Genomic DNA, 26376 nt, shown 5'->3' on the forward strand with positions numbered 1-26376 from the left:
TGTCTATTCCGTAGTAACAAACCGTGTTCCGGTATAGCGGAATAAACACAATTCTGGAGTGCTTGCCATGCGTCGCCATCCTTCGTTGTTCAAAGCGTGTGTTTTTGTCCTTGCGGCTTCTTCCTCGGTCATGGGTCTGGCCCAGGCGGCCGACAGCAAGCTCGACAGTGTTCTCGCCCGTGGCAAGTTGATCGTGGGCACCGGCAGCACCAACGCGCCGTGGCACTTTCAGGGCGCGGACGGCAAGTTGCAGGGTTTTGATATCGACATCGCCAGGATGGTGGCCAAGGGACTGTTCAACGACCCGAGTAAAGTCGAGTTCGTGGTGCAGTCGTCCGATGCGCGTATCCCCAACCTGCTGACCGACAAGGTCGACATGAGCTGCCAGTTCATCACCGTCACCGCGAGCCGCGCGCAGCAAGTGGCATTCACTCTGCCGTACTACCGCGAAGGCGTCGGCCTGCTGTTGCCGAACAACAGCAAGTACAAGGAAATCGAAGACCTGCAGGCAGCGGGCGATGACGTTACCGTTGCGGTGCTGCAAAACGTCTACGCCGAAGAATTGGTGCATCAGGCATTGCCCAAGGCCAAGGTCGATCAGTACGACAGCGTCGACCTGATGTATCAGGCAGTGAACTCTGGCCGTGCCGATGCCGCCGCAACCGATCAGTCGTCGGTCAAATACCTGATGGTGCAGAACCCGGGCCGCTACCGCAGCCCAAGCTACGCCTGGAGCCCGCAAACCTACGCGTGTGCGGTGAAACGCGGCGATCAGGACTGGCTGAACTTCGTCAACACCGCGCTGCATGAGGCCATGACCGGGGTTGAGTTCCCGACCTACGCCGCCTCCTTCAAGCAATGGTTCGGTGTCGATCTGCCGTCGCCCGCGATCGGTTTCCCAGTCGAATTCAAATGATCCCGTGAGAGTGGGGCGATTTCAGTCGCCCCGCTCAAGGTACTGCTGACCATGAATTATCAGTTGAACTTTGCCGCCGTGTGGCGCGATTTCGACACCTTGCTGGCAGGGCTCGGGCTGGGCTTGCAGCTGGCGCTGGTGTCGATCGCCATCGGCTGCGTGATCGGCCTGCTGATGGCGTTTGCATTGCTCTCCAAACATCGCGCCTTGCGGGTGCTGGCCTCGGTGTACGTCACGGTGGTGCGCAACACGCCAATCCTGGTGTTGATTCTGTTGATCTACTTCGCACTGCCCAGCCTTGGCATTCGTCTGGACAAGATTCCTTCGTTCATCATCACGCTGTCGCTGTATGCCGGCGCGTACCTGACCGAAGTCTTCCGTGGCGGCTTGTTGAGCATTCCCAAAGGCCAGCGCGAAGCCGGGCTGGCAATCGGTCTCGGTGAATGGCAGGTCAAGGCTTACGTCACCGTGCCGGTGATGCTGCGCAATGTGCTGCCGGCGCTGTCGAACAACTTCATTTCGCTGTTCAAGGACACCTCGCTGGCGGCTGCGATTGCGGTGCCGGAGCTGACCTATTACGCGCGCAAGATCAACGTCGAGAGCTACCGGGTGATCGAAACCTGGCTGGTGACCACGGCGTTGTATGTCGCGGCCTGTTACCTCATTGCCATGCTGCTGCGTTACCTCGAGCAGCGTCTGGCGATCCGCCGATAGGAGGCTGCGATGTACCAATCCCCCAGTTGGTTGCATGAATTGTGGCTCGCGCGCGAGCCTTTGTGGCAGGGCTTTCTGACCAGTGTGCAGGTCTCGGCGCTGGCCATCGTCTTGGGCACCATGCTCGGCGTGGTTGCCGGCCTGGTCCTGACTTACGGCAGATTCTGGATGCGCGCGCCGTTTCGGCTGTACGTCGATCTGATTCGCGGCACGCCGGTGTTTGTATTGGTGCTGGCCTGCTTTTATATGGCGCCGGCGCTCGGTTGGCAGATCAGCGCGTTTCAGGCCGGAGCCTTGGGCCTGACGCTGTTCTGCGGCTCGCACGTCGCCGAAATCGTCCGTGGCGCCTTGCAAGCCCTGCCGCGCGGGCAGATGGAGGCGGGCAAAGCCATCGGTCTGACGTTCTACCAATCCCTCGGCTACGTACTGTTGCCTCAGGCGCTGCGGCAGATTTTGCCGACCTGGGTCAACTCGTCCACCGAAATCGTCAAGGCTTCGACCTTGCTCTCGGTGATCGGCGTCGCCGAATTGCTGCTCAGCACGCAACAGATCATCGCCCGAAACTTCATGACCCTGGAGTTCTACCTGTTCGCCGGTTTTCTGTTCTTCGTCATCAACTACGGCATCGAATTACTCGGCCGGCACATTGAAAAGCGGGTGGCCTTGCCATGACTCAAGCTCAAGTTGCTTCACAGAATCAGGCGCTGCTGGATATTCGCGGTCTGCACAAACAGTACGGCGCGGTGGAAGTGCTCAAGGGTGTCGACCTGAGCATGCAGCGTGGCAACGTCGTTACGCTGATCGGCTCCAGTGGCTCGGGCAAGACCACGCTGCTGCGTTGCGTGAACATGCTCGAAGAGTTTCAGGGCGGGCAGATTCTGCTCGACGGCGAATCCATCGGCTATGACGAGGTCAACGGTAAACGCGTACGTCACCCGGAAAAGGTCATTGCTCGCCATCGCGCGATGACCGGCATGGCGTTCCAGCAATTCAACCTGTTTCCGCACCTGACCGCCTTGCAGAACGTCACCTTGGGCCTGCTCAAGGTGAAGAAGATGCACAAGGACGAAGCCGTGGTGCTTGCCGAAAAATGGTTGGAGCGTGTCGGCCTGCTGGAGCGGCGCAATCACTTTCCCGGTCAGTTGTCCGGCGGTCAGCAACAGCGCGTAGCGATTGCCCGAGCGATTGCGATGAACCCGAGCCTGATGCTCTTTGACGAAGTCACCTCAGCCCTCGACCCGGAACTGGTTGGCGAGGTGCTCAACGTGATCAAGGGGCTGGCCGAGGACGGCATGACCATGTTGTTGGTGACCCACGAAATGCGTTTCGCTTTCGAGGTCTCGGACAAGATCGTTTTCATGAATCAAGGGCGAATCGAAGAGCAGGGGCCTCCCAAGGAACTGTTCGAACGCCCGCAATCGCCGCGTCTGGCGGAATTTCTCAAAAGCACGCGGTTTTGAATCTGCACTTTTGCAATCAGGAGAAACACCCATGAGCATTACGCGTTACGGCACCGGCAGCACCGCCGCCGGCGGCCAGCCTCGTCCATTCGCCCGCGCAGTCAAAGCGGATGGCTGGCTGCATGTGTCCGGCCAGGTACCGGCGGTGGATGGCGAGATCATCGTCGGCGGCATTGTCGAACAGACCCACCAGACCATGAAGAACCTGATCGCCATTCTCGAAGAGGCTGGTTATGGCCTTGAAGATGTGGTCCGCGCTGGCGTCTGGCTGGACGATCCACGTGATTTCAGCAGTTTCAACAAGGTCTTCGCCGAGTATTTCAAACCCGAACACGCCCCGGCGCGGGCCTGCGTGCAGGCGAGCATGATGGTTGATTGCAAGGTTGAGATCGACTGCATTGCCTACAAGAAGAAGGCCTGAAACAAGTGCAGCCCTCTTCGCGAGCAGGCTCGCTCCCACATTTGGAATGCGTTTTCCTGTGGGAGCGAGCCTGCTCGCGAAAGCGATGTAACAGGCGACACTGGACTCTCGGTAAACTCCCGGCGACTTTGAATGGAAACCACTGACATGACCGAAGACACCATCAAGCGCCGGGCACGTGGTCTGGACCGGGCGTTCGATATCCTCGATTTTCTCAAGGAAATCGGCCAGCCCTTGCGCCCCAATGACATCGCCAACGGCATCGGCGGCCCGAAATCCACGGTCTACGAGCTGGTCGCATCCTTGCTGGAGCGGCGGATTCTGGAACCGGTGGGCAAGGACGGCCACGTCTATCTCGGCCGCCAGTTGTACTTCCTCGGCCAAGCGCATCTGCGCCATTTCGACCTCAGCCGCGAGGCCGATCACGCCTTGCAGGAGATCGTCAGCCAGACCCGCGAAACTGCGCAGATGTGCCTGCTCAACGGGCGCAAATACACGGTGGCGTTGATGAAGGAGGGCGAGCGGCATTTCCGCATCTCATCGGATATCGGCGAAAACGCGCCGATCCCGTGGACCGCCTCCGGGCGCCTGCTGCTCGCGCATTTAAGCGATCAGCAGATCATCGACCTGATCGACGAGGACGACTACATCCTGCCCGACGGCGAACGTCTGCCACTGGAACGCTTTCTGGCGGAGATTCGTCAGGCTGGCCTCGATGGCTTCTTCTCCTTCGACAGCGTCGCCGACACGTTCACCCATTGCTTCGCCGCGCCGGTGAAAGACCCGCAAGGCGTGGCCATTTGCACGTTGTGCATCGTCGCCCCACGCGCCGATGCAAAAAACAATTACAACGACTATCGCCGGGTGCTGATCGAGAGCGCCAACAGCCTCGCCCGGCGGATCAACGAATAACCGCGGCTGCCTGCGGCCGCGACTGTGAGGACTGGACCATGACCACTGCCATCAACTCTGCCGTAGAAAAAGGCGACGCCGCCATCGGCGCGCAACTGACCCGCGACGTCAGCCTGCCGGCGTTGGTGCTGCACCGCGAGGCGCTGGAGCACAACATTCGCTGGATGCAGAAATTTGTCAGCGACAGCGGCGCCGAACTCGCGCCCCACGGCAAAACCAGCATGACCCCGGCACTGTTCAAGCGACAGCTCGACGCCGGCGCCTGGGGCATCACCCTCGCCAGCGCCACCCAGACCCGCGCCGCTTATGCTCACGGCGTACGTCGGGTGTTGATGGCCAATCAATTGGTCGGCACGCCTAACATGGCGTTGATTGCCGATCTGCTCGCCGATCCGACGTTCGATTTCTATTGCATGGTCGATCACCCGGACAACGTCGCCGACCTCGGGGCTTACTTCGCTTCCCGTGGGGTCAAGCTCAACGTGATGATCGAATACGGCGTGGTCGGCGGGCGCTGCGGGTGCCGCAGCGAGCAGGAAGTCATCGAGCTGGCCAAGGCCATCGATGCGCAACCGGCGCTGGCACTGACCGGCATCGAAGGTTACGAAGGCGTGATTCATGGTGATCACGCGGTTAGTGGCATTCGCCAGTTCGCCGCATCGCTGGTGCGCCTGGCGGTGCAGCTGCAGGACAGCGGCGCTTTCGCCATTGCCAAACCGATCATCACCGCATCGGGTTCAGCCTGGTATGACCTGATCGCCGAATCCTTCGAAACCCAGAACGCCGCTGGCCGCTTCCTCAGTGTGTTGCGCCCGGGCAGTTATGTCGCGCACGACCACGGCATCTACAAAGAGGCGCAGTGCTGCGTGCTCGACCGTCGCAGCGATCTGCACGAAGGCCTGCGCCCGGCGCTGGAAGTCTGGGCTCATGTGCAGTCGCTGCCGGAACCGGGTTTCGCGGTGATCGCCCTGGGCAAGCGCGACGTCGCATTCGACGCCGGTTTGCCAATGCCGTTGTTGCGCTACAAGGCCGGTGTGGTGCCGGCGACAGGTGATGATATCGGTGCGTGCAAGGTCACGGCGGTGATGGATCAGCATGCGTTCATGACCGTGGCGCCGGGTGTAGAACTGCGGGTCGGCGACATCATTTCCTTTGGTACTTCGCATCCGTGCCTGACGTTTGACAAATGGCGTGTTGGGTTGCTGGTGGATGAGCAGTTGGCGGTCATCGAGACCATGGCGACTTGTTTCTAAGGCTTGAGATTGCGTTGCGGCGGCTATTTCGCGAGCAGGCTCGCTCCCACAGAGGACGCATTTGAATGTGGGAGCGAGCCTGCTCGCGAAGACGCCCGCTTAGCCACCACTGAACCACCCGAGATCCCACCCGATGAAAATCCTCCGCAACACCCCGCGCATCGCCCTGATCGGCGAATGCATGATCGAACTGCAACAACGTGCCGACGGCAGTCTGCAGCAAAGCTTCGGTGGCGATACCCTCAATACGGCCGTGTACCTGTCCCGCGCGCTGGGCGACAAGGCGCAAGTCGACTACGTCACCGCGCTGGGCGATGACAGTTTCAGTGACGCAATGTGCCAGATCTGGCGCAGTGAAGGCATCGGCCTCGATCTGGTGCAGCGCTTGCCTGGTCGGCTTCCCGGTTTGTATTGCATACAGACCGACGCCAACGGCGAGCGGCGCTTTCTGTACTGGCGCAACGAAGCGGCGGTACGCGATTGCTTCACTACCCCTGCGGCCGAGCCGATTCTCGCGGCCTTGCCGGACTACGACGTGCTGTATTTCAGCGGAATCACCCTCGCCGTACTTGGCATGCAAGGCCGTGCCCGCCTGATCAAGACGTTGAGCGAAGCCCGGCAGCGCGATGCGCGCATCGTGTTTGACAATAACTACCGTCCACGCTTGTGGGCTTCTGTGGAAGAGGCGCGGGCGGCGTATCGCAGCGTCTTGCCTTATGTCGATCTGGCGTTGCTCACCGTGGATGACGAACAGGCGTTGTTCGGGTTTGCCGATTGCGCTGAGGTGTTTGCGACGTATGCGCAGATTGGCACGCCAGAAGTGGTGCTCAAGCGTGGCGCCGAGGCGTGCCTGATTCGTTGTCAGGGGGAGGCGTTTGAGGTGCCGGCGCAAAAGGTCGACAAGGTTGTCGACACCACGGCGGCGGGGGATTCGTTCAGTGCGGCATATCTGGCCCGGCGCTTGCTCGGCGGCAGCCCGGCAGAGGCGGCCCAAGCGGGACATGAATTGGCCAGTCGGGTGATACAGGTGCCAGGGGCGCTGATCCCCAGGTAGTCAGAGAATGGCCGCTTGCTGCGCAATCGGTTCGCGAGCAGGCTCGCTCCCACAATGAAAACCCGGTCGAAATGTGGGAGCGAGCCTGCTCGCGAAGAAGCCCGGCAGCCAGCCGATCAATCCCGATAAAACACCTGCACCAGGTGATAACCAAACTTGCTCTTGATCGGTCCATGCACGGTGCGCAGTGGTTTCTTGAAAATCACCGCATCAATCACGCCGACCATCTGTCCTGGACGTACTTCGCCCAGATCACCGCCGCGTTTGCCGGACGGGCAGGTGGAAAACTTCTTCGCCAGCACATCGAATGCTTCGCCCTTGGCGATGCGCTGTTTGAGTTGTTCGGCCTCTTCGGCGGTTTTCACCAGAATGTGGCGGGCTTGGGCTTTCATCGTGCAATACCTGATAACGGGGTGACAGCGGGGCGCGCGATTATGCCTCAAGTCACGGGGTCGGGTTGCTCAACTTGCGAATCTTGCTCGCCAACACTTCCAGGACAAAAGGCTTGGCGACCATGTCCATGCCCTCTTCAAGAAAGCCCTGGCGCTCGGCAGCAATCTGCGCGTAACCGGTCATGAACAGCACTTTAAGGCCGGGACGATGCTGGCGCGCAATTTCCGCCAACTGGCGACCGTTCATGCCGGGCAGCCCGACATCGGTGACCAGCAGATCGACACGTTGCGCGGACTCGAACAAGGGCAGGGCGATCTTGGCGTTTGCCGCTTCGAAGGTTTTGTAGCCCAGCTCCCTCAGCAGATCGAGCACCAGCATGCGCACCGCCGCGTCATCCTCGACCACGATTGCGGTTTCGCCAGAAGATGAAGCAGCAATCGGTTCGGCTTTCTTCACAGATGAGGTTTCCGGCGTCGGCTCAAGCAAGCGCGGCAAGTACAGGCGCACGCAAGTACCTTGCCCCGGCACGCTGTCGAGGCTGACGTGACCACCGGATTGCTGGGCGAAACCGTAGATCATCGACAGCCCGAGCCCGGTGCCCTGGCCGATCGGCTTGGTGGTGAAGAACGGATCAAACGCTTTGGAGCGAATTGACGGAGTCATGCCGGTGCCGTTATCGCTGACCGCGAGCATGACGTATTCCCCGGCCTTGACCGGTTCGAGAATGGTGATGTCGCTGCTGTCGAGGTAGACGTTGGCAGTCTGGATCAGCAACGTGCCGCCTTCGGGCATCGCGTCGCGGGCGTTGATCACCAGATTGAGCAAGGCATTTTCCAGCTGGCTGACGTCGGTGCTCACCGGCCAAACGTCTTCGGGCAGGCGCAGTTGCAGGTCGATCGGATCGCCTTTGGTGCGGCGGATCAGATCTTCCAGCGAGTGCACCAGCTCATTGACGTTCAGTTGCTTGCGGTCCAGCGACTGGCGCCGCGAGAACGCCAGCAAGCGATGCGTGAGCGCCGCCGCGCGATTGGCCGATGACACGGCCGCTTCGGTAAAACGGCCGATCTCGTCGGCACGACCATTGGCGATGTAGCGCTGCATCAAGTCCAGACTGCCGATAATGCCGGTGAGCATGTTGTTGAAGTCGTGGGCGATGCCACCCGTGAGCTGGCCGACGGCTTCCATCTTCTGCGCGTGGCGCAAGGCATCTTCGGCGCGCTCGCGTTCGAACATCTCGTTCTGCAAACGCTCGTTGGCCTGAGCCAGTTGCTCGGTGCGCGCGCTGACCCGCTCTTCGAGGGTCTCGTTGAGATTACGCAGGGCTTCTTCGGTTTTCTTGCGCTCGGTCTCGTCGATGACAAAGATGTAGAAGCCGTTCACTGCACCGTCTGCGCCATGTCGCGGCAGATAATTCATAAGGGCATGACGGATGCTGCCATCGCGGTGCGGTGTGTAGAAACTGAAGGAACAGGCGCGCCCGGCCAGCGCTTCGGCGATGTACGGTGCACGCAGGAAATACGCCTCTTCGCCGATGACTTCGCGAATCTTGCGCCCGTACAACTCTTGCGGTGTGAGGCCGTACCAGTCGAGATACGCTGCGTTGTTCAAGCGAAAACGTTCTTCGGCGTCGACATAGCTGATCAGTATCGGCATGGCGTTGATGATCAACTGCAATTCGGTCTGGCTCTGACGCAGCGCTTGTTCGGTGTGTTTGCGTTCGGTCAGGTCCAGCGCCGCGCCGAGAAAGCGCATCGGCCGACCATGATGATCCTTATAGCAACGCCCCCGCGCGAACACCCAGCGCAGCGTGCCATCGGCCTGCAACAAGCGATATTCCTCAGCGTACTCGGTGCCGTGGGTGATGCAGTGCTTGATGCCGCGCGCAACCATTGCGCGGTCTTCGGGGTGCACCCCGTGCATATATTCGCTGATCGGCAATTGCCCGGCCTTGCTCGGATCAACGCCATGCAGTTCGGCAAAATGCGCATCGGCAATGAATCGGTCTTCGCCAATGTCCCAGTCCCACGTTCCGACGGCGTCGGCGGCGGCGAGGGCCAGTTGCAGACGCTCTTCGGACTGGCGCTGAGCCTTGAGGCTTTCCTCGGAACGGCGCTGCAATTCCAGGGCAATACGGCGGCGTTCGTTGGTCTCAATGGCAGTGATCAGAATGCCAGCGACCTGTGCGGTTTCATCGCGAATCGGGCTGTAGGTCAGGTCCAGCCAGAAATCGGTTTTTTTGCCGTCCCGCTGTACGCTGAAACGCTGCTCGCTGAAGCTGCGCACCTGACCCTGCAGCACCGCTTGGTAGATCGGCTCGGCAAAATCCCGCACTTCCGGCCAGATCTCATGCGTTGGCTGGCCGAAGGCTTCGGGATGCTTGCTGCCGGCGAGCAGGGCAAAGCCATTGTTGTAGATCTGCGTGAGTTGCGGCCCCCACAACAGCAGCATCGGCATCGGCGAATGAATCACGATGTCCACCGCCGTGCGCAGGCTCTGCGGCCAGCTGCCGGCGGCGCCCAGCGGACTGCGGCTCCAGTCGGTGCGGGCGATCAGGGCCTGGGCGTCATCGGTGGTGGGTACAGCATTCATGTTTCAATCCTGAGCGTGGTTCGGTGAGACGGGGTCTATCATTGTTGCAGGAGCCGCGCCAAGCGTAGGCCAAATCTGCTCATTCAATGCTTCGCGGGTGCTTTCAGCCATGGAAATCGATGCACTGTTGTCAACATTGTCGCAAAAAAACGGTTCGGATCTCTTCCTTTCCACCGGCGCACCACCGAGCGCTCGCATTGATGGTGTGCTGACGGCGCTCAGCGATCAGCCATTCAAACCTGGCGAAACCGCGGCCATCGCCACCTCCCTGATGGACGCCGAGCAGCGCCGGGAGTTCGACCGGGATCTTGAAATGAACCTGGCAATCTCCCGAACGGGCGTCGGCCGGTTCCGGGTGAACATTTTCAAGCAGCGCAACGACGTTTCGATCGTTATCCGCAACGTCAAGCTCGACATCCCGCGGTTCGAAGACTTGAAACTGCCGCCGGTGTTGCTGGAAACGGTGATGCTCAAACGTGGCCTGATTCTTTTTGTCGGCGCTACCAGTTCGGGCAAGTCGACCTCACTGGCCGCACTCATCGATCATCGCAACCGCCACAGTGCCGGACACATTGTTACCATCGAAGACCCGATCGAATATATCCATCGGCACAAGCGCTCGATCATCAATCAGCGTGAGGTTGGCGTTGATACGCGCAGCTTTCATGCTGCACTGAAGAACACTTTACGCCAGGCACCGGACGTCGTCCTGATTGGTGAGATCCGTGACCGCGAAACCATGGAGCACGCGCTCTCGTTTGCCGATACAGGGCATCTTGTGTTGTCCACGTTACATGCGACCAATGCCAATCAGGCGCTGGATCGCATCATCAATATGTTTCCCGAGGAGAAGCGCGAGCAGCTGTTGCAGACATTGGGCAACAACCTGAAAGCCTTTATCTCTCAGCGCTTGGTACGCACTGTCGATGGCCAGCGCAGGGCGGCCGTGGAAGTGTTATTAGGTACGCCGACTGTCGCTGATGCGCTCCGTCGCAATGAGTTGGCTGAGTTGAAAAGTATCATGGAGAAATCCGAAGACTCAGGCATGCAGACATTCGATGCTGCACTGTTACAGTTAGTCCTTGCGCGTGTTATTACAGTAGAAGAAGCTTTGAAAAACGCGGATTCGACAAACAACTTACGGTTAGGCATCAAGCTCAAACTTGATTCTCCAATCAACGAAAAAGCATCAACAGGGGATTGGGGGTTGGTGGAGTAAGTTGTCGTGTCTGTAGGCTGCTGAGCGGTCAGGTGATCGATGTTTGAAATCTAGACTAATACTTGGTTAGTTGTGGTTTGGCCTGTTTTTATTAGATTTGCGATCTCGATAGCAAGTCCATGTAAATAAACAGGTCAATAAAATGAAAAATCGATGTGGTGCAGGTGCTCTTTCCAAATTGAGCGCTGCCGATAATGTGCGTTGTTCTGCCGCAGATGAATTAGAACGAATGGCACTTCTAGACCAGTTGAAAAGATTTCTTGTTGAAGCTCCGGAAGACGTTGCACGGGATATTTCAAACGACGACCAAAAGATCATCTGGCTCTCGCCTGAATCCTCTTTTGGACGGTTACAGAAACCGGCCAGCGAGATGCTTCAGGATCTGATGAGCTTACTCGGTTCCGGCACCTACAGTAGAGTTACGTCTTCGGGTGAAATTCACATATACGTTACTCATGAAGGGTGGATGGATGTATCGGATAACGTCAAGAGTAATCCCGGCGCGAATGAGAAGTTCGAGAAGTTAGTTGCTATTGCAGCAGGTCTTGGTGGATTCGTTCACCTTGATAACGCAGTGCTGTTGTCGCAGTGGTTGCGTTTTCACGGGTTCAACGTGCCGGATGACAGAGAAAAACTAGAAAGCTTGATTGGCTTTTTGGAGTGGAAGTGGCCTGAAGGAGATGATTTTGGTAATTACTGGGGGCAGATAACTGGGCTAAATGATACGTCGATCACCTTGACACCACAGCAGTGTGCAGAGATTCGCGCAGTGACGAGTAAACTTTTCCCTGCGAATGAGAATCTACTTAACACAATCTTCAGAAGCGTCAGACCGTATAACGTTACTACCGTTAATTGGGACAGCGCTAACGAGGTCGTTGCAATGCTGGTTCGTCATCCAGCGTCGCAGAAAATTGCCAAGGAATACGTCATTGCACTGGACTGGTGGGGGGCGAAGGATTCCGAGGAAATCAGTAGTGACGATCTAGCTCAGGTATTGCTCACCGCAATAATTTTGCAGTTGGATTCATCCATAGGCGTTACTGGTAAGCGCAACTGCATCGGAACCTTTGATATATACGATTCGAGCACCATGGCTGATAGGCCGTTATATGCCATACGTGAAAATTTTGAGGCTTACCTTGTAGCAAAGGGCCATTCGCACTCGATTATTCCTCTCGCTTCCCACCTGCTCCTGGCTCATGTAGCGCCTTGTCTCTTGGTTAAAAATCTGCCCCAAGAGCTTCACGCTGGCTCGATCGGCTGGGTGACGTTTTGCCAGGCGGTGAGCTTTATCGAGATCAATTGTCGAGGCGTCTCTCGCTTCATGACATATGAACAAGTCATGAAGTTTGCAAGCATGGAAACGGTCAGCCCGGTACTGGGGGAGCTGCAAGGTATTACTGCGATCGACCCTATCATTGACTGGGCATTGATGAATGAAGTCATCACTCATGAGCAACTGAGCACGTCTGCTCTTACAGCAGCTCAAGACGCTTTGAATGCGTATAAAACGCACGTGGATGATATTGTTTTGGGAATCAAGGCATTTGGGGCGGCTCCGCCCAATCGGAAACGACTGGCGATGACTGCATTGAAGCAGGCGGTTGCTGATTTTGATGTTATTGAACAACCTCTTTTGCGTCCTGAGACTTATTCTGCAATGAGAGTGTCGATGCTTGATCTTCATATCGAAGGGTTGCTGGCGTCCGGAACATGGGATTGGAATAAAGAGCCCGGCATTTTCGATAAGTATCCGCAGCTTTTGGCCTTGCCTGCCATCAAACCAGCATTCGAAGCTGAGCTCGTTAGCTATCACTGCAATATTCATAATGCGATGGCTTCAAACATAAAGCTGGCGATAGCAGGAATGCCTCGAGCCGATCGAGATGTCTTTGCCTCAAGCAAGATCACGTTTTTTACTGTACGTCCTTCGGTTGCAGAGATTTACTATCCGTCATCGGCTAATTATAACTTGGTCGGCGCGGGTAATCAGCCACCCAAAAATATCGAAGTTCAGCTCAAGAAAGACCAGGCGGTGGGGCGGTTCGGTGTAATTATGATAGCTTCCTTCGGGAATAATCAGACTTTATGCTATGAAATGTTTACCTTGCTGGGAGAGTGCAGAAGAAACGATGAGCTAGGCAAATTGATTATTTATACCCAAAAAATGAACATGCCTGGAAGGGTTGAATATACAGGGAAGCCCAATGATGCATTTTTCCCTTTGCCCCCCACGCATAACGTTCCAACTGATTTCGATAGCTACATTGTCGGAAAAAAGCCGTCGCCGAATGCCTCTGGGATTATGGTTATAGAGAAACTTGGCACTGTTATGGCTCCGACTTCTGCGTCGCGGGTCGTTCGTAATCATTATCAGTTTTTCGTAAATGAGCATATCGAAAATATTGCCCAATTTGTTGTGAAGAACAGACCATTGGGCAGCCTCCAGGATTTCAGGGAAGTCTTCACCGAATACACTGATAAAGAGCGTGCGGAGAACACTTATAACGAGGTGCTGACGTATATTATTGACCTGTGTGTCCCGTTCAAGAAATGTATCGAAGACTTGGCTTCCGGAAATAGAAATCAGGTGGTTGACGGAATTTACGCGTGCACGATGGATGCTATCGGTATTTTCTTCACTGTACTGGGTGCCCCGGCTAAAATTCTGCATATCGCAGCCAAAACAGTTTCGTTAACGGCAAAAATCGGCAGCCTCGTCAGGTTTGGCATTTCTCTGACAGTCTCGACTTTCAATCCGATTGATGGATTGCCAACTGCTGGATACCAAGCGTCAAAAGCATTGTTCAAAAGCGTCATGCATTTGGGCGCGTCGGGCGCAAAAGTCGTGGAATCTGCCGTTGTCCAGATGAGCAGACTGACCGGTACGGCGCGGGAATTTCACAAGCTGGCGAATGCTACCGATGTTGGTTTCGGGAGGTGGCGCCCGCTTGGAAGCACCGCGTCTTCTTTCAATGTCTGTGCCATCAAGAAAAGCAGTGAGTGGTACGCGGCCAATCGGCTAGGTAAGCCGTGGGGAAAACGACTCGTCAATTTCGACCTGCAAGAGAAGTTTAGTCTGCCATTACTGCAGAAACCGGTTCCGGGTGTTTTTACAGCTCACATTCTCGAGCGCAGTCTGCCACTGGCCCGTTTCAAAATAGACAGCGCAATTGAAATGCTGGGCTCGCCGGCGCTGAATTTCAAAACCGACCCCGCGATTGGATTGTTTTTTGGCAGTACCGCGGCGGCGCGTGACGAATTGTCCAATCAGCTAAGCGCCATCAGGCTGGATTTCGGCGGAACGTCCGCCAGTAATTTCCTGTTGGATAGCCTGAAACTAGATGATGGCGTCATTGAGGTAAATCCATTCGATTACAGTAAATGGAAGAGCGCAGGAGCTACAGATAAAAAGCGTGTTCAGTACATGACGGTCAATACACGTAACTTCAACCAGCGATTCAGCCTGACAGGTTACGGCGAAATCGCTGATGACCTCATCCACGAAATGATTCGGGTCAACCCCGCCAAGACCAGTCTGATCACTGCCGAGGGGGCGACCCGAGATGGTAAGGTCGGTTTGGATGTGGCGCCTTTACTAAACTTGGCAAAGGGACGCTTGCCCCGATCTGAGCCTATCACTGGCAGTTTTCACGAAAGTGCTCAAGCGCTCCTCAATGCAGACTCGCTGATGCTCGTTATTGCCTTGCTCAGTTTGTTGAAAACAAACGAAGCGTTGTTTTCGCTGAATCTCAGCATCATGCGCGCAGCGATCGAAGCCAGTGGAGATCAGCCCCTCACCGGTGAAGTTGTAATACAGCTGAATTGAGGCTGCGCCAGACGAAATTCAGTGTTGAATAACTTCGGTCATGGCCAGTTCGCGCCGATCCCGAAACTGCTCCAGCGCTTCGGGATTGGCCAGTGCATCGGTATTTTTCACTGGCCTCCCATGCACGACATCGCGCACCGCCAGCTCTACGATTTTGCCGCTGATGGTGCGCGGTATATCGGTTACTGCGACGATGCGTGCGGGAACATGCCTGGGTGTGGTATTGGCGCGGATCACTTCGCGGATTCGCTGTTCAAGCCCTTCATCCAGCTCGACGCCGTCGCGCAAACGCACGAACAACACGACGCGCACATCCTCCTGCCATTGCTGACCGATGGCGACGCTGTCCAGCACTTCACTGATTTTCTCGACCTGCCGATAAATCTCCGCCGTGCCGATGCGCACGCCGCCCGGATTCAACACCGCATCCGAACGGCCATGGATCATCATCGCTCCATCGCGCATTTGCTCGGCGTAATCACCCTGTGCCCAGACGCCGGGAAACTGGCTGAAATAAGACTGGTGCAGTTTTGTGCCGTCGGGGTCATTCCACAAGCCGATCGGCATCGCCGGGAAGTGCCGCGTGCAGACCAGTTCACCTTTCTCACCGATCACCGGCTGGCCAGCGTCGTTCCACACCTCGACGGCCATGCCCAGGCTCTTGCCCATGATTTCTCCGCGACGTACCGCTGACAGCGGGTTGCCATTGACGAAGCACGAAACGATGTCGGTGCCACCGGACATTGAGGCCAGACACACCTCGGTTTTGAAGTCGCGATAAACGAAATCGTAGCTTTGCGGTGACAAAGCCGAGCCTGTGCACAGCAGGGTTTTCAAACTGCTCAAATCATGGCTTTCCCGTGGCCTGGCGCCGCTGCTTTCCAGCGTCGCGAGGAATTTCGGACTGGTGCCAAACACGCTGATGCGTTCATCGTCGATCAGGTCGAGCAGGCGCTGGTGATCCGGGTGGAACGGCGAGCCGTCGTAGAGCACCACGGCGCTGCCAACCGCGAGCGCTGAAACCAGCCAGTTCCACATCATCCAGCCGCAGGTCGTGTAGTAGAACAAGCGGTCACCGGGACCGAGGTCGCAGTGCAAACCATGTTCCTTGACGTGTTGCAGCAGCACGCCGCCGGTGCTGTGGACGATGCATTTCGGCACGCCAGTGGTGCCGCTGGAGTACAGCACGTAGAGCGGATGATTGAACGGCACCGGGGTGAAATCCGGATCACCACCGGGTTGATAAAAATCTTCCCAGAAGCAGACATCGGCTAGGGTTCGGTAATCCCCGATGCGAGCTTGCGGGCGAGCGTACGGGACGATGATCAACTGCTGCAGTGACGGCAGTTGTGCAAGGATTTCGTTGAGCTTGGCGGTCTGATCCAGGGTTTTTCCGGCGTATTGATAGCCGGCACAGGTGAGCAGCACTTTCGGTTCGATCTGGCCAAAGCGATCGATCACGCCGTGGGTGCCGAAATCGGGCGACGAGCAGGACCAGATCGCGCCGAGGCTGGTAGTGGCCAGCATCGCCACCAGGGTTTGCCAGGTGTTGGGCATGCACGCCGCCACGCGATCACCCCGGCCAACGCCCGCCGCGCGCAGGCTCGCCTGAAACCCGGCGACCTGTTCGGCCAGCTCGGCCCAGGTCAGTTGTTCGCGCTGACCATTCTCTGCAACTGCGATCACGGCCACGGCATCGTCGCGTCGGCGCAACAGGTGTTCAGCGAAGTTCAGGGTCGCGCCGGGGAACCACTCGGCGCTGGGCATTTCTGCACCTTCACGCAAGACGGCGTCGGGCTGAGTGTGGAAGCGGATGTCGAAGAAATCGACGATCGCCTGCCAGAACGCCGGGCGCTGATCGATGCTCCATTGGTGCAGGGCAGGGTAGCCGTCGAGCTTGAGCGAATGCCGCTGATTGATATCGCGCCGGAAGGCATCCATACGCGAAACGGCGATACGCTGGGTGTCGGGTTGCCAGAGAATATCGGACATGGGCTTGCCTCTTCTTATCGGATTCGTACAGGCCAGGGAGATCGTTCCCACAATGGCCAGGTGTTTATTGCGCCAGCCAGCCACCATCAATGTTCCACGCCGCGCCGCGCACCTGGCTGCCGGCTTCGCTGCACAAGAACAGCACCAACTCACCCAGATGCTGCGGTGTGACGAACTCCAGCGAGGGCTGTTTTTCCGCCAGCAGATCATGCTGCGCCTGCTGCGGATCGACGCCCTTGGCCGCGCGATCGTCGATCTGCTTCTGCACCAGCGGCGTCAACACCCAGCCCGGACAGATCGCATTGCAGGTGACATTGCTGGTCGCGGTTTCCAGCCCGACCACTTTGGTCAGGCCGATCACGCCATGCTTGGCGGCAACGTACGCGGCTTTGCCGGTGGAGCCGACCTGGCCATGCACCGAGGCGATATTGATAATGCGCCCCCAGTTCTTGCGGCGCATGCCCGGCAGACTCAAACGGGTGCTGTGGAACACCGATGACAGGTTGATCGCAATGATCGAATCCCAGCGCTCAACCGGAAACTCTTCTACCGCCGCAACGTGCTGAATGCCGGCGTTGTTGACCAGAATGTCGACGCCGCCAAACTCGCGCTCGGCGTAGGCGACCATGTCGGCAATCTGCGCTCGGTCGCTGACATCGGCGGGATGATGGCCGACCTTGCCGCCGAACTGAGCGACTTCGGCGATCACCTTCGAAGCATCGCCGAAGCCATTGAGAATCAGGTTGGCGCCAGCCTTTGCGAGGGTCAGCGCGATGCCCAGGCCGATACCGCTGGTGGAGCCGGTCACCAAAGCTGTCTTGCCGGAAAGAGTGGTCATGAATACCTCACACAATACCAGTGGCGTAGAAAGTGCCGATCACCACGAAAACCGCGAGGGTCTTGATCAGCGTAATACAGAAAATGTCTTTGTAGGCTTCGCGGTGGGTCAATCCGGTCACCGCCAGCAGGGTGATCACCGCGCCGTTGTGCGGCAGGGTATCCATGCCGCCACTGGCCATCGCGGCCACGCGGTGCAGCACTTCCAGCGGGATATTCGCCGCGTGCGCCGCGCTGATGAACTGCTCGGACATCGCCGCCAGCGCAATGCTCATGCCGCCCGAGGCCGAACCGGTGATGCCGGCGAGCAGCGTCACGGTGATCGCTTCGTTGACCAACGGATTGGGAATCTGCTTGAGCCAGTCGGCCAGCACCAGAAAGCCCGGCAGCGAAGCGATTACCGCACCAAAGCCGTATTCAGACGCGGTGTTCATGGCCGCGAGCAACGCACCGCTGACCGCACTTTTGCTGCCTTCGGCGAGCTTGCTTTTAATGGCCTTAAAGCCGAACGCCAGCACCATGAGGATGCCGACCAGCAACGCCGCCTGCACCGCCCAGATCGCCGTGAGCTTGGCGATTTCGGTAGTGACCGGCGCGGCCATGCCCGGCAGTGCGAGGCTGTGGGTCTTGCCATACCACTGCGGAATCCACTGGGTAAACAGCAGGTTCATGATGCCCACGGCCAGCAATGGCGACAGGGCAATCCACGGGTTGGGCAGTTTCAGGTCTTCGGCAGTTTCCGGTTCGTTGCGCAGTTCAGTGCCGTAGCCTTCGCCGGCACGTTGCGCCTTGTTGCGTTGGCGCTGCAGAAACAGCATGCCGGCGCAGAACACGAAAATCGTGCCGATCACCCCCAGCCACGGCGCCGCCCATGCGGTGGTGTTGAAGAAGGTGCTGGGGATGATGTTCTGGATCTGCGGCGTGCCGGGCAGAGCGTCCATGGTGAACGAGAATGCACCGAGGGCAATGGTCGCCGGGATCAGACGTTTGGGGATATTGCTCTGGCGGAACATCTCCGCTGCAAACGGATACACGGCGAAGACTACGACGAACAACGACACGCCGCCATAAGTGAGCAGGGCGCACACGAGCACGATCACCAGCATTGCTTGTTTGGTGCCGAGCAGGCGAATCGCAGCGGCGACGATCGAGCGTGAGAAACCCGACAGTTCGATGAGCTTGCCGAACACCGCGCCGAGCAGGAATACCGGGAAATAGAGCTTGATGAAACCGACCATCTTGTCCATGAACACCCCGGTGAACGCGGGGGCAACGGCGGACGGATCGGTGAGCAGCACCGCGCCGAGGGCGGCGATCGGGGCGAAGAGGATGACGCTGTAGCCACGGTAAGCGGCGAGCATCAGCAGCGTCAGGGCTGCCAAGGCAATGATCACACTCATGGTGTGTCTCTCCAGATTGTTATTTTTGTGGGTGAAACGGGTGTGGAGAGGTGTTAGCGAGATTTGTGCCAATCTTCTAACTGTTTGAAATATAAGGAAATTAGATCTCGGTCGAGTTCTCGAAGCTGTTTTTGTCTCTTAGTTGAGATTTTCTTTGAATGGGCCGGAGCCTTCGCGAGCAGGCTCGCTCCCACATATGACATGCATTCCCCTGTGGGAGCGAGCCTGCTCGCGAAGCTTTTGTTTTGTCTTCATACAGAGATTCGATATCTCTTTATGTAGACTCGACAATCCCCAGCGCAGCCATTTTCTTGTACAGCGTCGACCGCCCCAGACCCAGCCGAACCGCAGCCTCCGGTACCTTCCCCGCGCATTGCGCCAGGGTCGATTCGATCAACTGCCGATCAAAGCGCGCCCGCGCCTGCGCGAATGTCTCCCGAGCCGATGCGTGCGTGCTCGGCTCGGACGTCCGCGCAACGGGAGTAAACGTGCCAATCGCCCCGCGAATATCCTGCTCGGTCAGCATGAGGTCATCACTGAGCAACGCCGCCCGCTCCAACACATTGCGCAACTCACGGATGTTGCCCGGCCAGGCATGCTGGCCCAACAGCGCCAGCGCATCGCGGTGCAGTTCATGCTGGCTGCGCAGTTCTTCGAGAATCGCCTCGCTCAGCGCCGGCAGATCTTCGAGACGTTCGCGCAGCGGCGGCACCTGGATCGGCAGCACATTGAGGCGGTAGTACAAATCGGCGCGAAATTCGCCGCGCTTGATCGCTGCCTGCAAATCCGTCGACGTCGCGGCGATTACCCGCACATCGCTCTGAATCACTTCATTGGAGCCGACCGGCTCGAACTCCTTTTCCTGCAACACGCGCAACAGTTTGCTTTGCAGCGGTAGCGGCATATCGCCGATCTCGTCGAGAAACAGTGTGCCACCCTGAGCGATTTGTAATTTACCGATGCGGCCCTTGCGGTCAGCGCCGGTGAAGGCGCCGGGTGCCGTGCCGAAAAATTCGGCTTCCAGCAGCGCCTCTGGAATTGCCGCGCTGTTGATACTGACGAAGGCTTTGTGCGCGCGCGGCGAAGCGCTGTGAATGGCTTGTGCGAGTAACTCTTTTCCAGTGCCGGTTTCTCCCAACAGCAACACGGGCGAATCAGCGCTGGCGCTTCGTCGCGCACGTCGTTTGACTTCAAGGCTGGCGGCGCTGGTACCGATGAAATGGGCGAAGTTGTATTTGGTCTGCCGCGCACGCAGCAGTGAGCGGGTCGAGGCGAGTTCTTCCTGCATGCTCAGGTAACGCTTGAGCATCGGCGACAGCGTGCGCAACTCGTCGAACAGGGCAAAACCGATGGCGCCGATCACGCTGCCGGCATCGTCGTGGATCGGCAGGCGCATCACCACCAGCGGTTCCTTTGGGGTGTCCTGCATGTCCAGCAGAATCGGCCGACCGGTGCGCACCACCTCGCGCAGCAAACTCCCGGGGATCACGCTTTCGCAAGGCTTGCCGATAGCGCCTGCCGCTGAATCGAGACCAAAGCGCCGGGCGTAGCGTTCGTTCATCCAGACGATATTCGCATCGCGGTCAACAATCACCGTGCCTTCGCTGGATTGCTCGATGATCTCGAACAGCGAACGGATCGCCAGGGTGCGTACCCGTTGGTAGTCCTTGAGGCTTTCGGTGGTGTTCATTGAGGCTGATCCTGATTGTTTGTTGCTGGTACCGGTCCCTTCGCGAGCAGGCTCGCTCTCACAGGGGACTGCATTCCAATGTGGGAGCGAGCCTGCTCGCGAATGCCGCGCCGCGGATTTACAGAAAAAAACCTACCCCGGATGCGCCGCCGCCAACAGCTCTTTGGTGTAGGGATGTTGCGGGTTGTCAAACACGTCGTGACTGGCACCACGCTCTACCACCTGGCCGTCCTTGATCACGATCATGTCGTGTGCCAACGCGCGCACCACCGCCAGATCATGGCTGATAAACAGGTAGGTCAAACCGTATTTTTCCTGCAAATCACGGAGCAGGGCGACCACTTGTTTCTGCACAGTGCGGTCGAGGGCCGAGGTCGGTTCATCGAGCAGGATCAGCGCCGGTTTCAGCACCAAGGCCCGGGCGATGGCGATGCGCTGGCGTTGGCCGCCGGAAAATTCATGCGGGTAGCGATGGCGGCTTTCCGGGTCGAGGCCGACTTCCCTGAGCACGCGAATCACTTGCTCATCACATTCATTAGCGGTCGACTCGCAATGCACTTCCAGACCTTCGCTGATGATCTGTGCCACCGACATGCGCGGGCTCAGGCTGCCAAACGGGTCCTGAAACACCACCTGCATCTGCCGCCGCCACGGCCGCAGCTGCTTTTGATTGAGGCCGTCCAGCGCTTCGCCCTGAAAGCGAATGCTGCCCTCGGAATCCAGCAAGCGCAGGATCGCCTGACCCAGCGTCGACTTGCCCGAACCGGATTCGCCAACAATGCCCAAGGTCTTGCCGCGCTGAATATTCAGACTGATGCCATCGACTGCGCGCAGATACTGCTTGTGCCTGAACAGCCCGCCGCCGACCTGGAAATCGACGCGCAGGTCAGCGACTTCCAGCACATTTTCACGTTCGTCACGGGGCAGGGCTTCACCTTCCGGCTCAGCGTTCAACAGCACGCAGCTGTAAGGGTGTTTGGGTTCGGTGAACAGGGTTTCGCAGGGTGCCTGCTCGACGATCTCACCAGCCTTCATCACACACACCCGCTGCGCGATGCTGCGCACCAGATTGAGATCGTGACTGATCAGCAGCAGCGACATGCCCAGGCGCTGTTGCAGGGACTTGAGCAGCAAGAGAATCTTGCGCTGCACGGTGACATCCAGTGCCGTTGTCGGCTCGTCGGCAATCAACAACTCCGGTTCGCAGGCCAGGGCCATGGCGATCATCACCCGTTGCCGTTGCCCGCCAGAGAGTTGATGCGGATAGGCTTTCAGGCGTTCCTTGGGCTTTTGAATGCCGACCAGTCCGAGCAATTCGAGAATGCGCTGCTGCGCTTGCTTGCCGCCGAGGCCGCGGTGCAGCAACAGAGTTTCGCCGATCTGCTTTTCGATGGTGTGCAACGGATTGAGCGAAGTCATCGGCTCCTGAAAGATCATGGCGATGCGATTGCCGCGCAGTTCTCGCAAGACCTTCGGATCAGCACCGAGCAGTTCCTGCCCGCGATAGCGGATGCTGCCACGGGTTTGCGCCTCGCTCTCAGGCAGCAGTTGCAGGATCGAATGCGCGGTCACCGATTTTCCCGAGCCCGATTCGCCGACCAGAGCCAGGCACTCACCGGGGCGGATATCCAGGCACAGGTCACGCACCACAGTCTGACCATGGAAGGCGACATTGAGGTGGCGGATTTCAATCAGGTTTTCAGTCATGGTCACGCTTCAGGATCGAGGGTCAAAAGCGTCACGTAGCGCTTCGCCGATGAATACCAACAAGGAGAGGATCAGCGCCAGGGTAAAGAACGCGGTCAACCCGAGCCACGGTGCTTGCAGGTTCTGCTTGCCCTGACCGATCAGTTCACCCAGCGAAGCGCTGCCGGCCGGCATGCCGAAGCCGAGGAAATCCAGCGCGGTCAGCGTCGAAATGGCCCCGGTCAGAATGAACGGCAGGTAGCTGAGCGTCGCATTCATTGCGTTGGGCAGGATGTGTCGGAAGATTACTTTACGGTCAGTCAGGCCCAGGGCGCGTGCGGCTTTGACGTACTCCAGATTGCGCCCGCGCAGGAACTCGGCGCGCACCACGTCCACCAGCGCCAACCAGGAAAACAGCGCCATGATCCCCAGCAGCCACCAGAAATTCGGCTCGACGAACCCGGAGAGGATGATCAGCAGATACAGCACCGGCAGCCCCGACCAGACTTCCAGCACGCGTTGTCCAAGCAGGTCGACCCAGCCACCGTAATACCCCTGCAATGCGCCGGCGGCGATACCGATCAGCGCACTGACAAATGTCAGCATCAAGGCAAACAGAATCGACACCCGAGCGCCAAAGATGACCCGCGCCAGCACATCGCGCGCCTGATCGTCGGTGCCCAGCCAGTTCACCGAAGTCGGCGGACTTGGCGCCGGTTTGTTCAGATCATAGTTGGGGGTGTCGTCGCTGAACGGGATCGGCGGGAACAGCAACCAGCCACCGTCCTTGCGTATCAGATTCTGCACGTACTCGCTGCGATAATCGGCCTGAAACGGCAGTTGCCCGCCGAACTCCTGTTCGGTATGGCGCTTGAACACCGGGAAGTACCACTGGCCCTGATAACTGACCATCAACGGTTTGTCGTTGGCGATCAACTCGCCACCCAGCGTCAGGATGAACAGGCCGATGAACAGCCACAGCGACCACCAGCCACGACGGTTTTTCTTGAACCGTTCGAAACGGCGACGACCCAAAGGCGAGAGCTTGAACATCAGGCATTCCTCGCGGCGAAGTCGATACGCGGGTCGACCAGGGTGTAGCACAGGTCGCCGATCAGTTTTATCAGCAGGCCGAACAGGGTGAAGATGAACAGTGAACCGAACACCACTGGATAATCCCGCGATACCGCTGCTTCGTAACTCATGCGCCCAAGGCCATCGAGGGAGAAGATCACTTCGATCAGCAGTGAGCCGGCGAAGAACACACTGATGAACGCCTGAGGTATCCCCGAGACCACCAACAGCATGGCGTTGCGAAACACGTGTCCGTACAGCACGCGGCGTTCGCTCAAGCCTTTGGCGCGGGCCGTTACTACGTACTGTCGGGTGATTTCATTGAGGAACGAGTTTTTTGTAAGGATCGTCAGCGTCGCGAATCCACCGATCACCAGCGCCGTGACCGGCAGCACCAGATGCCAGAAGTAATCGGCAATCTTGCCCAGTGTCGACAGCGATTCGAAGTTGTCCGACACCAGCCCGCGCACCGGAAACCAGTTGAGCGAAGTGCCGCCGGCGAATACGACGATCAGGAACATCGCGAACAGAAACGCCGGCATGGCGTAACCGATGATGATCGCCGTGCTGCTCCAGATATCGAAATGGCTGCCGTGGTGCACAGCCTTGCGGATGCCCAGTGGGATCGACACGAGATAGGTGATCAGCGTCGCCCACAGCCCGAGCGAAATGGTCACCGGCATCTTTTCCAGAATCAGGTCGGTGACTGTTGCGCCACGGAAGAAGCTCTTGCCGAAGTCCAGTTGCGCGTAATTCTTCAGCATCAGCCACAGACGCTCGTGGGCCGGTTTGTCGAAGCCGTACTGCTTTTCGATGTCCTTGATCAGCTGCGGGTCGAGGCCACGGCTGGCGCGCGAAGCGTTGCTCGAGGTCTCACTGGCACCGCCGCCGACACTGGCGCCGCCAATGCCTTGCAGGTGGGCGATGGCTTGTTCGACCGGTCCGCCGGGCGCGGCCTGAATGATGACGAAATTGACCAGCAGGATGATCACCAGCGTCGGAATGATCAGCAGCAGGCGCCGCAGTATGTAACCCCACATCAGTGCGGCCCTCCGGGTCTGCCGCGACTGATTTTCTCAGCGGTCATTTGCTGATTGGTCAGCGGCGTGCGGCTGATTTCCCACCAGCTCTCGATGGCTTCGTCGTTGCTCGCCTGCACCGTGGGAATGCCGAAGCGGTTCCACCACACGGTCGAGGTGCCCGGCGGGTAATAGTTGGGAATCCAGTAGTAGTTCCATTGCAGCACCCGGTCCAGCGCATGGGCGTAATGCAGCATGTCCGATTGGGTCGAGGCGCGAATCAGGCCGTTGATCAAAGTGTCGACTGCCGGATTTTTCAGCACCATGTAGTTGTTCGCGCCCGGATCGTTGGCCGCTGCCGAGCCGAAGTAGTTGAGCAACTCGCCGCCCGGAGAAGTGGTAACGGGATAGCCGGTGACGATCATGTCGTAGTCGCGGCTCATCAGGCGATTGACGTATTGCGAGGCGTCGATGCGGCGGATATTGAGCTCGATGCCGATCTGTTTCAGCGTGCGCTTGTAAGGCAACAGCAGGCGGTCCATTCCATTCTGGCTGACCAGAAAAGAGAAGCTCAGCGGTTCGCCGGCGCTGTTGACCAACTGGTCGCCATCCGGTTTCCAGCCAGCCTGCTCGAGCAGTTCCAAGGCTTGCAACTGCTTGTCACGGATGATGCCGCTGCCGTCGGTCTTCGGTGCTTCGAAGACTTTGCTGAACACTTCAGCAGGCACCTGACCGCGCAGCGGTTCAAGGATTTTCAACTCCTGCGCATCGGGCAACTGCCGGGCGGCGAGATCGGTGTTGGAGAAGTAACTCTGCTGGCGGATATAGACGTTACGCATCATCTGCCGGTTGCTCCATTCGAAATCCCAGAGCATCGCCAGTGCCTGGCGCACGCGGCGGTCCTGGAACATCGGCTTTTGCAGGTTGAACACGAAACCCTGGGCCGATTGCGGCGCTTCAGTGGCGAGGTGGGCTTTCTGCAAACGGCCATCGCTGAGGGCAGGGCTGTCGTAGCCGATCGAATAGCCGGTCGCGGAAAACTCGCGGTTGTAGTCATAGGCGCCACCACGCAGCACCTGGCGGGCGACATCGGTGTCGCCGAAGTACTCGATGCTGAAATGGTCGAAGTTGTACAGGCCGCGGCTGACCGGCAGGTCCTTGCCCCACCAGTCGCCATTGCGTTCGAAAGTGATGCTGCGCCCGGAGTCGACCTTGCCAACCCGGTACGGCCCGCTGCCCAGCGGCGGTTCATAACCACCGCCGCTGGCGAAATCGCGGCTCTTCCACCAGTGTTCGGGGAATACCGGCAAGGTCGCGATGTCCAGCGGCAAAGTTCGGTTTTCGTTACTTTTGAAGTCGAAGCGCACGGTCAGCGGTGCCTCGATGTCGACGCCTTTGACGTCGGCGAACTGGGTGCGATAACGCAGGCTGCCCTGGGTCATCAGAAGGTTGTAGGTGTAGCGCACGTCTTCGGCGGTAATCGGTTTGCCATCGGCAAAGCGCGCCTTCGGGTTGATGAAGAAACGTAGCGAAAGACCATCGTCCGAACGTTCCATCTTCTGCGCAACCAGACCATAGACGGTGTAAGGCTCGTCCAGCGAGCGTTGGGCCAGCGGCGAGTACAGCAGGCCGTCGATCTGCGTCACGCCGATGCCTTTGTCTATATAAGGCAGCAAATGGTCGAAGTGGCCGATCTCGATGGCCGAGCGCCGCATCGTCCCGCCCTTCGGCGCTTGCGGATTGGTGTAGTCGAAATGGCTGAAACCGGCGGGGTATTTGGCCGGTTCGCCGTAAACGGTCAGTGCGTGTTGCGGGGCAGCGTTCACGCCAGCGGCGCCAATGAGAAAGGCGAGGGCGGTGAGCATCAGTGTGGGAAAAACCAGTCGCATCGTCAGCCTTGGAACGCAAAATCGAT

20 protein-coding genes are annotated in these 26376 nt (G+C 58.3%); 10 read left to right on the top strand and 10 right to left on the bottom strand.

From position 1 onward, the window contains the following. Window positions 1-67 precede the first annotated feature (67 nt). The 8 genes from J2Y39_RS21930 to J2Y39_RS21965 all read left to right on the top strand — a co-directional run bounded on the left by J2Y39_RS21930 (window position 68) and on the right by J2Y39_RS21965 (window position 6730). Window positions 68-916 carry a transporter substrate-binding domain-containing protein gene (locus J2Y39_RS21930; RefSeq protein WP_041478710.1) on the top strand — a complete coding sequence of 283 codons (849 nt, stop codon included), beginning with the start codon at window positions 68-70 and terminating at the stop codon, window positions 914-916. 51 nt (window positions 917-967) lie between these two features. Continuing rightward, a complete protein-coding gene (locus J2Y39_RS21935; protein ID WP_024012746.1) occupies window positions 968-1630 on the top strand; it encodes an amino acid ABC transporter permease in 663 nt (220 codons plus the stop codon). Between the two features lie 9 nt (window positions 1631-1639). Continuing rightward, window positions 1640-2302, top strand: coding sequence for an amino acid ABC transporter permease (locus J2Y39_RS21940; RefSeq protein ID WP_041478712.1), 663 nt, complete (start codon window positions 1640-1642; stop codon window positions 2300-2302). Further along, the gene (locus J2Y39_RS21945) at window positions 2299-3090 is read left to right on the top strand and encodes an amino acid ABC transporter ATP-binding protein (protein ID WP_041478713.1); all 792 of its coding nucleotides are present in this window, start codon (window positions 2299-2301) and stop codon (window positions 3088-3090) included. The genes J2Y39_RS21940 and J2Y39_RS21945 overlap by 4 nt, the downstream gene beginning before the upstream one ends. A 31-nt stretch (window positions 3091-3121) precedes the next feature. Next, window positions 3122-3511, top strand: coding sequence for a RidA family protein (locus J2Y39_RS21950; RefSeq protein WP_310219688.1), 390 nt, complete (start codon window positions 3122-3124; stop codon window positions 3509-3511). A gap of 147 nt (window positions 3512-3658) precedes the next feature. After that, window positions 3659-4423, top strand: a complete 765-nt coding sequence (locus J2Y39_RS21955) for an IclR family transcriptional regulator (protein ID WP_150635937.1) — start codon at window positions 3659-3661, stop codon at window positions 4421-4423. Window positions 4424-4461: 38 nt separating this feature from the next. Then, a complete protein-coding gene (locus J2Y39_RS21960; RefSeq protein ID WP_056785243.1) occupies window positions 4462-5676 on the top strand; it encodes an amino acid deaminase in 1215 nt (404 codons plus the stop codon). Between the two features lie 133 nt (window positions 5677-5809). Further along, window positions 5810-6730 carry a sugar kinase gene (locus J2Y39_RS21965; protein ID WP_310219691.1) on the top strand — a complete coding sequence of 307 codons (921 nt, stop codon included), beginning with the start codon at window positions 5810-5812 and terminating at the stop codon, window positions 6728-6730. Window positions 6731-6846: 116 nt separating this feature from the next. Here the strand turns inward: J2Y39_RS21965 and J2Y39_RS21970 are convergent, their stop codons facing one another. After that, window positions 6847-7122 (bottom strand): peptidylprolyl isomerase, encoded by a 276-nt coding sequence (locus J2Y39_RS21970; RefSeq protein ID WP_221729640.1) that lies wholly within the window; start codon window positions 7120-7122, stop codon window positions 6847-6849. A 52-nt stretch (window positions 7123-7174) separates the two neighbouring features. Next, window positions 7175-9712, bottom strand: coding sequence for a PAS domain-containing sensor histidine kinase (locus J2Y39_RS21975; RefSeq protein ID WP_305382861.1), 2538 nt, complete (start codon window positions 9710-9712; stop codon window positions 7175-7177). 109 nt (window positions 9713-9821) lie between these two features. Between J2Y39_RS21975 and J2Y39_RS21980 the strand changes: the two genes are divergently transcribed. Further along, complete coding sequence (locus tag J2Y39_RS21980) at window positions 9822-10931, top strand: PilT/PilU family type 4a pilus ATPase (RefSeq protein WP_095179759.1); 1110 nt, start codon at window positions 9822-9824, stop codon at window positions 10929-10931. Window positions 10932-11073: 142 nt separating this feature from the next. After that, window positions 11074-14763, top strand: a complete 3690-nt coding sequence (locus tag J2Y39_RS21985; RefSeq protein ID WP_310219696.1) for a hypothetical protein — start codon at window positions 11074-11076, stop codon at window positions 14761-14763. Between the two features lie 18 nt (window positions 14764-14781). Here J2Y39_RS21985 and J2Y39_RS21990 read toward each other — a convergent pair whose 3' ends face one another. The 8 genes from J2Y39_RS21990 to J2Y39_RS22025 all read right to left on the bottom strand — a co-directional run bounded on the left by J2Y39_RS21990 (window position 14782) and on the right by J2Y39_RS22025 (window position 26350). After that, a complete protein-coding gene (locus tag J2Y39_RS21990; protein ID WP_310219697.1) occupies window positions 14782-16755 on the bottom strand; it encodes an acetoacetate--CoA ligase in 1974 nt (657 codons plus the stop codon). A gap of 64 nt (window positions 16756-16819) precedes the next feature. Beyond that, window positions 16820-17593, bottom strand: a complete 774-nt coding sequence (hbdH, locus tag J2Y39_RS21995) for a 3-hydroxybutyrate dehydrogenase (protein WP_310219700.1) — start codon at window positions 17591-17593, stop codon at window positions 16820-16822. A gap of 7 nt (window positions 17594-17600) precedes the next feature. Continuing rightward, on the bottom strand, window positions 17601-18992 hold the full coding sequence (locus J2Y39_RS22000) for a GntP family permease (RefSeq protein ID WP_016774505.1): 1392 nt from the start codon (window positions 18990-18992) through the stop codon (window positions 17601-17603). 274 nt (window positions 18993-19266) lie between these two features. Further along, on the bottom strand, window positions 19267-20682 hold the full coding sequence (locus J2Y39_RS22005) for a sigma 54-interacting transcriptional regulator (protein WP_310219702.1): 1416 nt from the start codon (window positions 20680-20682) through the stop codon (window positions 19267-19269). A 132-nt stretch (window positions 20683-20814) separates the two neighbouring features. After that, window positions 20815-22389 (bottom strand): ABC transporter ATP-binding protein, encoded by a 1575-nt coding sequence (locus J2Y39_RS22010; protein ID WP_310219703.1) that lies wholly within the window; start codon window positions 22387-22389, stop codon window positions 20815-20817. Window positions 22390-22398: 9 nt separating this feature from the next. Next, a complete protein-coding gene (locus J2Y39_RS22015) occupies window positions 22399-23421 on the bottom strand; it encodes an ABC transporter permease (protein WP_041478730.1) in 1023 nt (340 codons plus the stop codon). Further along, window positions 23421-24482: a microcin C ABC transporter permease YejB gene (locus J2Y39_RS22020; protein WP_039758569.1), complete on the bottom strand. Its 1062-nt coding sequence runs from the start codon at window positions 24480-24482 to the stop codon at window positions 23421-23423. Before J2Y39_RS22020 ends, J2Y39_RS22015 begins: the two co-directional genes overlap by 1 nt. Further along, the gene (locus tag J2Y39_RS22025; protein ID WP_310219704.1) at window positions 24482-26350 is read right to left on the bottom strand and encodes an extracellular solute-binding protein; all 1869 of its coding nucleotides are present in this window, start codon (window positions 26348-26350) and stop codon (window positions 24482-24484) included. The genes J2Y39_RS22020 and J2Y39_RS22025 overlap by 1 nt, the downstream gene beginning before the upstream one ends. Window positions 26351-26376: the final 26 nt, after the last annotated feature.

The sequence above is a fragment of the Pseudomonas sp. 2957 genome, assembly GCF_031456345.1.
Lineage (GTDB): Bacteria > Pseudomonadota > Gammaproteobacteria > Pseudomonadales > Pseudomonadaceae > Aquipseudomonas > Aquipseudomonas siliginis.